The organism is Streptomyces sp. NPDC104581 (assembly GCF_055583685.1).
Window position 1 is genome coordinate 64,976 of record NZ_JBVJNN010000033.1, and the last position, 10,414, is coordinate 75,389.

Below are 10,414 nucleotides of genomic sequence, written 5' to 3' on the forward strand. Positions count from 1 at the left end.
CTTCCACCCCCCCCCCCCCCCCCCCGCCCCCCCCCCCACCCCCCCCCCCCCCCCCCCCCCCCCCCCCCCCCCCCCCCCCCCCCCCCTGCCCCCCCCCCCCCCCCCCCCCCCCCCCCCCCCCCCCCCCCCCCCCCCCCGACCTCCGTGGCCCAGTACGTGAGGATCATCCCCGCGCCGGCCCGCTTGATCCCCGTCAGGCTCTCCATGATCGCCTTGTCCCGGTCGATCCAGCCCTTCTCGGCCGCCGCCTCGATCATCGCGTACTCGCCACTGATCTGGTACGCGGCGACGGGCACGGCCACCTCGGCGGCGACCCTGGCCAGCACGTCCAGATACGGCCCGGCGGGCTTCACCATCACCATGTCGGCGCCCTCTTCGAGGTCCAGCGCCAACTCGCGCATGGACTCACGGGAGTTGGCCGGGTCCTGCTGATACGTCTTGCGGTCCCCCGTAAGCGACGAGCCGACCGCCTCCCGAAACGGGCCGTAGAACGCGGAGGAGTACTTCACCGCGTACGCCAGGACGGCCACGTCCTCCCTGCCGATCGTGTCCAGCGCGTCGCGGACCACGCCGACCTGACCGTCCATCATCCCGCTGGTGCCCACCACGTGGACGCCCGCGTCGGCCTGCACCTGGGCCATCTCCGCGTACCGCTCCAGCGTCGCGTCGTTGTCGACGCGCCCGGCGGAGTCGAGCACCCCGCAGTGGCCGTGGTCGGTGTACTCGTCCAGACAGAGATCGGACATGATCACCAGGTCGTCGCCGACCTCTTCGCGCACCGCCCGGACCGCCACCTGGAGGATGCCCTCCGGGTCGGTCCCCGCCGTCCCGGCGCCGTCCTTCTTCGCGTCCTCCGGCACACCGAAGAGCATGATCCCGGAGACACCCGCGGCCACGGCCTCCACGGCCGCCTCGCGCAGCGAGTCCAGCCCGTGCTGGACGACCCCGGGCATGGCCGCGATCGGCACGGGCTCACCGGCCCCCTCCCGCACGAACGCGGGCAGGATCAGATCGGCCGGGTGCAGCCGCGTCTCGGCGACCATGCGCCGCATCGCGGGGCTGGTCCGCAGCCGGCGGGGCCGGGCACCGGGGAAGGAACCGTACACAGTCATGGTGAGTCGCCTCGTGGTCCGAAGGATCAGCAGGATCCGGAAGTGCTGTCGCTGACGTACCCGTCCACGCTACGCGGCGTGCCACACGCGCGCGGACGGCTCCCCTCGCACCGGTGCGCTACGTCGTACGCCGCCGCCTCGACCCCGGCCGCCGCTCGCTGGGCCGGGTGACCGTTTCTCCGGCCTCCCGCGCCGCCGCACGGCGCTCCGCGCCGAACGCCGCCAGTGCCTCGGCCAGCTTGTGCACCGAGGGCTCCGGCGACAGCACGTCCACCCGCAGCCCGTGCTCCTCCGCCGTCTTGGCGGTCGCGGGGCCGATGCACGCGATGACGGTCACGTTGTGCGGCTTGCCCGCGATCCCGACCAGATTCCGCACGGTGGACGACGAGGTGAACATCACCGCGTCGAAACCGCCGCCCTTGATGGCCTCCCGCGTCTCGGCGGGCGGCGGCGACGCGCGCACGGTCCGGTAGGCCGTGACGTCGTCGACCTCCCACCCGAGCTCGATCAGCCCGGCGACCAGGGTCTCCGTGGCGATGTCGGCACGCGGCAGGAACACCCGGTCGATCGGGTCGAAGACCGGGTCGTACGGCGGCCAGTCGTCCAGCAGCCCGGCCGCGGACTGCTCACCGCTGGGCACCAGGTCCGGCTTGACCCCGAAGTCGACCAGCGCGGCGGCGGTCTGCTCGCCGACCGCGGCGACCTTGATCCCCGCGAAGGCACGGGCGTCGAGCCCGTACTCCTCGAACTTCTCCCGGACGGCCTTCACCGCGTTGACCGACGTGAAGGCGATCCACTCGTAGCGCCCGGTGACCAGCCCCTTGACCGCGCGCTCCATCTGCTGGGGCGTACGCGGCGGCTCGACCGCGATGGTCGGGACCTCGTGGGGCACGGCGCCGTATGACCGAAGCTGGTCGGAGAGCGAGGCGGCCTGCTCCTTCGTACGCGGTACGAGCACCTTCCAGCCGAACAGCTGCTTCGACTCGAACCACGCGAGCTGGTCGCGCTGCGCGGGCGCGCTGCGCTCCCCGACCACGGCTATGACCGGCTGGTGCCCGGCCGCCGACGGCAGGACCTTCGCCTGCTTGAGGGTCAGCGCGATCGTGCCGAGCGTCGCGGACCAGGTGCGCTGGCGCGTCGTCGTACCGGCGACGGTGACGGTCATCGGTGTGTCGGGCTTGCGGCCGGCGGCGACGAGCTCACCGGCGGTCGCGGCGACCGTGTCGAGCGTCGCCGAGACGACGACCGTCCCGTCGCTCGCGCCGAGTTCGGTCCAGCACCGCTCGCCGGCCGTACGGCTGTCGACGAAACGGATGTCGGTGCCCTGCGCGTCCCGCAGCGGCACACCCGCGTAGGCGGGCACGCCGACGGCGGCGGCGATACCCGGCACGACCTCGAAGGGAATGCCCGCGGCGGCGCACGCCAGCATCTCGGCGCCGGTGTCGCCGTCGAGACCGGGGTCCCCGGCCACCGCACGGACGACCCGCTTGCCGCCGCGCGCGGCCTCCATGACAAGATTGACGGCATCCCTGATCGCTGGGATACCGGCGGCTGTTGACGCATCGTCAACAATCGTGATCTCAGGCGTGCTCACACCCGGACGGGCATGGCCGCGTACGACTTCGAGCACATCCGGCTCGGCGATCAGTACCTCCGCCCCCGCGAGCGCCTCGACGGCGCGGAGTGTCAGCAGACCCGGATCCCCGGGTCCGGCACCGAGGAAGGTGACGTGCCCTGATGCGTGGACTGCCGGATGGTCGGCGATGGGGCTCAAAGTGCTCGCTCCCCCATAAGACCGGCCGCACCCTTGGCGAGCATCTCGGACGCGAGTTCGCGACCGAGCGCGACGGCGTCGCCGTGCGACGTGGGTACGGGACCGGTGATGGACAACTGCACGAGCGTCGATCCGTCGGTCGTGCCGACGACGCCACGCAGGCGCAGTTCGTTGACAAATCGTGTGTCCTGGCCGTCGCCCAGCAGGTCGGCCAGCGCACCCACAGGTGCGCTGCAACCGGCCTCCAGGGCGGCGAGCAGGGAACGTTCCGCGGTGACGGCGATCCGTGTGCGTGGATCGTCGAGGCCGGCGAGTGCGGCGGCGAGTTCCGGGTCGGAAGCCGCGCATTCGACGGCGAGCGCCCCCTGGCCGGGGGCCGGCAGGACGGAGTCGACCGACAGGAAGTCGGTCACCTCACCGGTCCTGCCGAGTCGGTTGAGACCCGCGGCGGCCAGCACGACCCCGTCCAGCTGACCGCCGCGCACATAGCCGATGCGGGTGTCGATGTTCCCGCGTATCGGCACGGTCTCTATGAGGAGGCCGTGGCCGCGGGCGTACGCGTTGAGCTGCGCGGCTCGCCGCGGGGAGCCCGTACCGATCCTGGCGCCGTGCGGCAGCCGGTCCAGGGTGAGGCCGTCGCGGGCGATCAGCACGTCCCGGGGGTCCTCGCGGCGCGGTACGGCGGCCAGCGTCAGGTCCTCGGGCTGCGCCGTGGGCAGGTCCTTGAGCGAGTGGACGGCGAAGTCGACCTCGCCGCGCAGCAGCGCGTCGCGCAGCGCGGTGACGAAGACGCCGGTGCCGCCGATCTGCGAGAGCTGCTCGCGGGAGGTGTCGCCGTACGTCGTGATCTCGACGAGCTCGACCCGCCGTCCGGTCAACTCCCTGACGGCGTCGGCCACTTGCCCGGACTGGGTCATGGCGAGCCTGCTGCGCCTGGTCCCGAGTCTCAGTGTCTTGTCGGTCATACTCGCCCTCGGTTCCTGAGGTCGACCGCGTTCCGGTCGCCGGCCTCGCTCCGGTCGGCCCGGCTGACGGCGGCGACCGTCTGCGGGTCGAGGTCGAACAGTTCGCGCAGCGCGTCCGCGTAACCCGCGCCGCCCGGCTCTCCGGCGAGCTGTTTCACCCGCACGGTCGGGGCGTGCAGAAGCTTGTCGACGACACGGCGCACGGTCTGTGTGATCTCGGCGCGCTGCCGCTCGTCGAGGCCGGGGAGCCGGCCTTCGAGACGCGTGATCTCGTTGGTGACGACATCGGCGGCCATGGCGCGCAGGGCGACCACGGTGGGGGTGATGTGGGCGGCGCGCTGGGCGGCGCCGAAGGCCGCGACCTCGTCGGCGACGATCCGCTTGACCAGGTCGACGTCGGCGGCCATGGGGGCGTCGGCGGAGGCGTCGGCGAGGGACTCGATGTCGATCAGCCGCGCGCCGCCGAGGCGGTGGACGGCGGCGTCGATGTCGCGGGGCATGGCGAGGTCGAGGAGCGCGATCTCCCGGTCACCGGGTGCGGTGCCCAAGGCGGCCTCGACGGCGTCGGCCGTCAGGACCAGACCGGTGGCGCCGGTACAGGAGACGACGATGTCGGCACGTGTCAACTCCGCGTCGACACCGCCCATGTCGACGGCGCGGGCCCCGACTCCCGTACCGCCGGGCTCGTTGAGGATCGCCACCAGGCGCTCGGCGCGGGACGCCGTGCGGTTGGCGACGACGATCTCGGCGACCCCGGCACGGGCGAGTGTCGCGGCGGCGAGCGAGGACATCGACCCGGCGCCGATCACCAGCGCGCGCCGGCCCGCGGCCCAGGCGCCGACGTCCGCGCCGGCGGCGAGCTGTTCGAGACCGAAGGTGACGAGCGACTGCCCGGCCCGGTCGATCCCGGTCTCGCTGTGGGCGCGCTTGCCGACGCGCAGCGCCTGCTGGAAGAGGTCGTTGAGGAGCCGGCCCGCGGTGTGCAGCTCCTGGCCGCTGGCGAGCGTGTCCTTGAGCTGGCCGAGGATCTGGCCCTCGCCGACGACCATCGAGTCCAGTCCGCAGGCCACCGTGAAGAGATGGTGGACGGCGCGGTCCTCGTAGTGCACATAGAGATAAGGGGTCAGCTCGTCGAGGCCGACGCCGCTGTGCCGGGCGAGAAGGGTCGACAACTCGGCGACACCGGCGTGGAACTTGTCCACGTCCGCGTACAGCTCGACCCGGTTGCACGTCGTGAGGACGGCCGCCTCGGTCGCCGGTTCGGCGGCGAGCACGTCCTGGAGGAGCTTGGTCCGGCTGTCCGGTGACAGCGACGCCCGGTCCAGCACGCTCACGGGCGCGCTGCGGTGGCTCAGACCGATGACCAGAAGACTCATGCCGGCATCACGGCGGGGACGTCCCCGTCGGGTCCCTTCCGGCCCGCGCCGGTCGAGCGGATCGGCGGCGGCGTGCCCGCCTCGGCGGCCGCGGCCTCCTCCCCCGCCTTGCGCTGCTCGTGGAAGGCGAGGATCTGGAGCTCGATCGAGAGGTCGACCTTCCGTACGTCCACACCGTCGGGCACGGTGAGCACGGTCGGCGCGAAGTTGAGGATCGAGGTGACACCGGCGGCGACCAGTCGCTCGCAGACCTGCTGGGCACCGCCCGCCGGGGTCGCGATGACCCCGATGGAGACGCCGTTGTCGCTGATGATCCGCTCCAGCTCGTCCGTGTGCTGGACGGGCATCCCGGCGACCGGCTTGCCGGCCATCTCGGGGTCGGCGTCGATCAGCGCGGCGACGCGGAAGCCGCGGGAGGCGAATCCGCCGTAGTTGGCGAGGGCGGCGCCGAGATTGCCGATACCGACGATGACGACCGGCCAGTCCTGTGTGAGGCCGAGTTCGCGGGAGATCTGGTAGACGAGGTACTCCACGTCGTACCCGACACCGCGCGTTCCGTAGGAGCCGAGGTACGAGAAGTCCTTGCGCAGCTTCGCGGAGTTGACCCCGGCCGCCACGGCGAGTTCCTCGGACGACACAGTGGGTACGGAGCGCTCGGAGAGTGCGGTGAGCGCCCGCAGATACAGCGGAAGCCGGGCGACCGTGGCCTCGGGGATTCCTCGGCTACGGGTCGCCGGTCGGTGAGTTCGGCCAGTTGCCACGGTGCTCCTGCGGGATGAGCGGGGCTGCAGGCGGCCGTTTGTCCCAGGACCGCCCCGTCGTGTGCAGGGTATGTCTTTGTGAACGCGTGCACAAAGATTGTGTCCGCTTTGTCCGTGCGAAGTGACCGGGGTCACGCGACCCGAACGAGGGATCTTGGAACCCTCGGCCGCACCGGCCCGTTGAACGCATGATGGGGGCAAAACCGTACAACTCCTCATGACCACGCCCCCGAGATCACTCCGCCACGCCCACCGGAGCCGGTCGTACCGGTTCTTCGGAAAAAGCTCGGCAAAGCGCCCACGATCGTAACCGTCTTTCTGTCAGGTCCCCAGTTCCTTGCGGAGCCGATCGGCGTCGACCCGCCAGAAGGTGTGCTGTTCGCCGTCGACGAGCACGACCGGAATCTGCTCCCAGTAGGCGCGGTGCAACTCTTCGTCGACCGTGATGTCCTTCTCCTCCCAGGACGCCCCGGTCTCGGCACAGACAGCCGCCACGACGGCACGCGCGTCGTCGCAGAGATGGCAGCCGGGTTTGGAGACGAGCGTCACCACCCGCTCGGCGGGCTTCTTCTTCGTACGGCGCAGGAGGGGGCTCATGGGATCCATTCTCCGCCGCCCGGAAGCCGCCCCGGAGCCGTCCGCACGTTCTCCCTCCCCCGCCTTCCCGGAGAGTTCACACCGACGGCACTCCGGCGCGTCCGGAAGTACCGAACAGACTGACTATGCTCACGCTATGGCCGCACTGGGATGGCTCACCCCCCGTAAGCGCTCCGCGACAGCACGGAGCGTGCTCGCGGGTGAGGCCGCAGCAGAGGCAGGACTCAAGTCGTCGCAGGAGATCGACGGCGTCGGGGTGGCACCGGCGGGCACGGCCGAGCCGGTCGTGCCCGACTTCCCCGTCATCGGCGACGCGCGCGCCGCCGCCTTCTTCGACCTGGACAACACCGTCATGCAGGGCGCCGCGATCTTCCACTTCGGGCGCGGGCTGTACAAGCGGAAGTTCTTCCAGCGCCGCGAACTGGCCAGGTTCGCCTGGCAGCAGACCTGGTTCCGGCTCGCCGGCGTCGAGGACCCGCAGCACATGCAGGACGCGCGGGACAGCGCGCTGTCGATCGTCAAGGGCCACCGGGTCTCCGAGCTGATGTCCATCGGCGAGGAGATCTACGACGAGTACATGGCCGACCGCATCTGGCCGGGCACCCGCACCCTCGCCCAGGCGCACCTCGACGCCGGGCAGCAGGTCTGGCTCGTGACGGCCGCGCCCGTCGAGACGGCCACGATCATCGCCCGCCGGCTGGGACTGACCGGCGCGCTCGGCACGGTCGCCGAGTCGATCGACGGCGTCTACACCGGCAAGCTCGTCGGCGAGCCGCTGCACGGACCGGCGAAGGCCGAGGCGGTACGGGCGCTGGCGGCGGCCGAGGACTTCGACCTGGCCCGCTGCGCGGCGTACAGCGACTCGCACAACGACATCCCGATGCTGTCGCTGGTCGGACATCCGTACGCGATCAACCCGGACAGCAAGCTCCGCAAACACGCCAAGGACCGCGAGTGGCGGCTGCGCGACTACCGGACGGGCCGCAAGGCGGCCAAGGTCGGCATCCCGGCCGCCGCCGGGGTCGGCGCGCTGGCGGGCGGCACGGCCGCCGCGGTGGCACTGCACCGCCGCCGCCGCTGAGCCCCGGAGCCCTCCGGCTCCACTCGGCGCCCCCGGTGCCCGGCCCCGGGCTTCCCGATCCCCCGGCTCCCCCGCCCCTCTCCGGGCGGGCACCCACGCCCCGGATCGTCGATTCGCGACCGCCGGCGATCACGTCAGCTGACACATCGTGACGTCAAACGATCAATAACAGCTCACAATCAGCTGCTTGATTCGCCGTATAGGCGTAACAGAAGCGACGTAATCGATGATTTGAGCAACTGGGTGTAGTGCTGCCTGTACGAAGCGTTATTCTCCTCAGACGCATAACGGACCTCACACGTCGCCACGACGAACGGTCCCGCACTGAACGTGATGGAAGCTCTGCCTCTGGGAGTCCCGTGTACCCACACGTCGGGGTTGACGCCTCGGGCCTGGCTACGCTGCGCGCATCGGTCCTGCACCGCTTGCGCGGCTTCGTCCCCACCGCGTACGCCGTCCCCGCCCACGCCGCCGCGGCCCCTGCCGTGAGCGGCCCTATCGGTCCTTGCTATGCCCTGGCGAACGGCGGTGCGGCGGTCGGCAGACGGGGAAGCCGACACAGCAGCACCCCCGCCGCCTCCACCCCCGTCCGCCGGCCCACGGCGGACAGCGACAGCGCCCGCATGATGGAACTCGTCGAACGCGCCCAGGCCGGCGAGGCCGAGGCGTTCGGCAGGCTGTACGACCAGTACAGCGACACCGTCTACCGCTACATCTACTACCGCGTGGGCGGCAAGGCGACGGCGGAGGACCTCACCAGTGAGACCTTCCTGCGCGCCCTGCGGCGCATCTCCACGTTCACCTGGCAGGGGCGCGACTTCGGCGCCTGGCTGGTCACGATCGCACGGAACCTGGTCGCGGATCACTTCAAGTCGAGCCGTTTCCGGCTGGAAGTGACCACCGGCGAAATGCTCGACGCCAACGAGGTGGAGCGCAGCCCGGAGGACTCCGTCCTGGAGTCCCTCTCCAACGCCGCCCTGCTCGAAGCCGTACGGAAACTCAACCCCCAGCAGCAGGAGTGCGTGACCCTGCGCTTCCTGCAAGGGCTCTCGGTCGCCGAGACGGCCCGAGTGATGGGGAAGAACGAAGGAGCGATCAAGACCTTGCAGTACCGGGCCGTGCGCACACTGGCGCGGCTGCTCCCGGAGGACGCCCGCTGACGGGCGGCCGGCGCACCGTTCAACTCACCGTCGGTGACGCCCCGATGACGCACTGGTCCGATCATCCTTCGCGCGTAACCCAAGTGCCGCGACGCTCGTTGTGCGGAATGCAGACTCCCTGTGGATGCGCTCAAGGCGTGCAACCTTCCGAACGGTCAGGGGAGTCGATCGTCATGACGAGAGGAGGTGCCGCCAGTGATCGCGAATGTCTCGGCACACCGGCGGGCGAACGCCTTCGCCCGGGCTCTGGAAGACCGGAAGCCACAGGGCGCTGCGGTGGAACAGCCCGCCGCGTCGGCCGAACCGACTGAGCAGGGGCGGCTGTTGGCCGTGGCCAACGGTCTCGGCGAGCTACCGAGACCCAAGCTGGACCCCGAGGTCAAAGTGGTGCAGCGAGCACAGCTCGTGGCAGCCATGGAGGCCATGCTGCTGGAGGGCACCGCGGACCAGGCCGCGCCCACGGGACCTACCGTGCCCGAGCAGCGGCGGACATCGGGAAGGGGGGCCCATCGGGCGTCCCCGCTCCGGAAGTTCCGCCCGAGGTCCCGCTGGTCGAAGGGGCTCGCTGCCGGGGGACTCACCGTCGGGGTCGCCGCCGGTGCCTTCGGCGGGGTGGCCGCCGCCAGTTCCGACGCCCTGCCCGGTGATTCGCTGTACGGGCTGAAGCGGGGCATGGAGGACTTCAAGCTCGGCATGGCCGACGAGGACGCCGACCGCGGCGGTCTCTACCTCGACCACGCCTCGACCCGGCTGAACGAGGCCCGCCGGCTGCTGGAGCGCGGGCGCTCCGGCGAGCTGGACCACGAGTCGCTCGGCGAGATCCGCCGGGCACTCAACGGCATGCGGCACGACGCGACCGAGGGCCACCGGTTGCTGAGCCGGGCGTACGAGAAGGACGGCAAGATCAAGTCGATCGCGACGCTCTCCTCGTTCTCCGAATCGCACCGCGCCATCTGGAACGGCCTGCGGGACCGGCTGCCACCGCAGCTGAGCCATGTGGGGAGCCAGGTCAGCTCGGTGTTCGACGCCATAGACGAGGACGTCGCCCCGTTGCAGGCGCTGCTGCCGCGCGGTTCCGACAAGAACGGCCGCTCGCAGACACCCGGCGGACCCACCACGGGCTCCGACAACTCCGGCGGTACGGACGGCAGCCCGTCGCCGTCCGAGTCGGCCGCCGACCAGGACCGTCCGGACGACGGGGGCAAGCCGAGCCCGTCGGCTCCCGGCACCCCGGAGAAGGACGGACTACTGCCCGACGCGCCCGGTGATCTGCTCAATCCGCCGTCCGGCAGCGGTCTTCCGTCGGCTCCGGGCGAGGGCGGAATCGCGCCGGACCCGGACGTCACGATCCCGCCGCTGCTGCCCGACCTGCTGCCGGGTCTCGGCATCGACACGGAGAACGCCGACTGATACCGACTGATACCGCTTGGTTCAGAGCGATGCCGCATCCCATGTGAGAGGGGGGGGGGGGGGGGGGCCTCCCCCCCCCCCCCCCCCCCCCCCTCCCCCTCCCCCCCCCCCCGTCCGAAGAAAAAAAAAACACGCCCTCCAAGCAGATTGTGGAGAGTGTGCTTGATCTTTCCTTTTC

Annotated in this window: 8 protein-coding genes and 1 pseudogene; 3 read left to right on the forward strand and 6 right to left on the reverse strand. The window is 71.2% G+C overall.

Going from position 1 to position 10,414, the window contains the following annotated elements; genetic code table 11:
- Positions 1–137: 137 nt before the first annotated feature.
- The 6 genes and pseudogenes from hemB to ACZ61E_RS24305 all read right to left on the reverse strand — a co-directional run.
- Positions 138–1,112: pseudogene (hemB, locus tag ACZ61E_RS24280) on the reverse strand (porphobilinogen synthase); the annotation flags it as partial.
- 118 nt (positions 1,113–1,230) lie between these two features.
- On the reverse strand, positions 1,231–2,886 hold the full coding sequence (locus tag ACZ61E_RS24285; RefSeq protein ID WP_469701961.1) for a bifunctional uroporphyrinogen-III C-methyltransferase/uroporphyrinogen-III synthase: 1,656 nt from the start codon (positions 2,884–2,886) through the stop codon (positions 1,231–1,233).
- On the reverse strand, positions 2,883–3,851 hold the full coding sequence (gene hemC / locus ACZ61E_RS24290; RefSeq protein ID WP_469701962.1) for a hydroxymethylbilane synthase: 969 nt from the start codon (positions 3,849–3,851) through the stop codon (positions 2,883–2,885). The genes ACZ61E_RS24285 and hemC overlap by 4 nt, the downstream gene beginning before the upstream one ends.
- Positions 3,848–5,227 (reverse strand): glutamyl-tRNA reductase, encoded by a 1,380-nt coding sequence (locus tag ACZ61E_RS24295; protein ID WP_469701963.1) that lies wholly within the window; start codon positions 5,225–5,227, stop codon positions 3,848–3,850. The genes hemC and ACZ61E_RS24295 overlap by 4 nt, the downstream gene beginning before the upstream one ends.
- On the reverse strand, positions 5,224–5,988 hold the full coding sequence (locus ACZ61E_RS24300; RefSeq protein ID WP_147874493.1) for a redox-sensing transcriptional repressor Rex: 765 nt from the start codon (positions 5,986–5,988) through the stop codon (positions 5,224–5,226). Before ACZ61E_RS24300 ends, ACZ61E_RS24295 begins: the two co-directional genes overlap by 4 nt.
- Before the next feature lie 321 nt (positions 5,989–6,309).
- Positions 6,310–6,585, reverse strand: coding sequence for a glutaredoxin family protein (locus tag ACZ61E_RS24305; RefSeq protein WP_078079553.1), 276 nt, complete (start codon positions 6,583–6,585; stop codon positions 6,310–6,312).
- A gap of 136 nt (positions 6,586–6,721) precedes the next feature.
- On the opposite strand from ACZ61E_RS24305, the gene ACZ61E_RS24310 reads away from it, so the two are divergent.
- The 3 genes from ACZ61E_RS24310 (at position 6,722) to ACZ61E_RS24320 (ending at position 10,236) form a co-directional block, all read left to right on the forward strand.
- Entirely contained in the window at positions 6,722–7,666 is a 945-nt protein-coding gene (locus tag ACZ61E_RS24310; protein ID WP_469701964.1) for an HAD family hydrolase, read from the forward strand.
- A gap of 359 nt (positions 7,667–8,025) precedes the next feature.
- Positions 8,026–8,826 carry an ECF subfamily RNA polymerase sigma factor, BldN family gene (locus tag ACZ61E_RS24315; RefSeq protein WP_469701965.1) on the forward strand — a complete coding sequence of 267 codons (801 nt, stop codon included), beginning with the start codon at positions 8,026–8,028 and terminating at the stop codon, positions 8,824–8,826.
- 195 nt (positions 8,827–9,021) lie between these two features.
- On the forward strand, positions 9,022–10,236 hold the full coding sequence (locus tag ACZ61E_RS24320; protein ID WP_469701966.1) for a DUF5667 domain-containing protein: 1,215 nt from the start codon (positions 9,022–9,024) through the stop codon (positions 10,234–10,236).
- The last annotated feature ends 178 nt before the right edge of the window (positions 10,237–10,414 follow it).

Bases quoted from the DNA above. Each gene is read 5' to 3' on its own strand.
- ACZ61E_RS24305 (WP_078079553.1), bottom strand. From the start codon at position 6,585: ATGAGCCCCCTCCTGCGCCGTACGAAGAAGAAGCCCGCCGAGCGGGTG.
- ACZ61E_RS24295 (WP_469701963.1), bottom strand. From the start codon at position 5,227: ATGAGTCTTCTGGTCATCGGTCTGAGCCACCGCAGCGCGCCCGTGAGC.
- hemC (WP_469701962.1), bottom strand. From the start codon at position 3,851: ATGACCGACAAGACACTGAGACTCGGGACCAGGCGCAGCAGGCTCGCC.
- ACZ61E_RS24310 (WP_469701964.1), top strand. From the start codon at position 6,722: ATGGCCGCACTGGGATGGCTCACCCCCCGTAAGCGCTCCGCGACAGCA.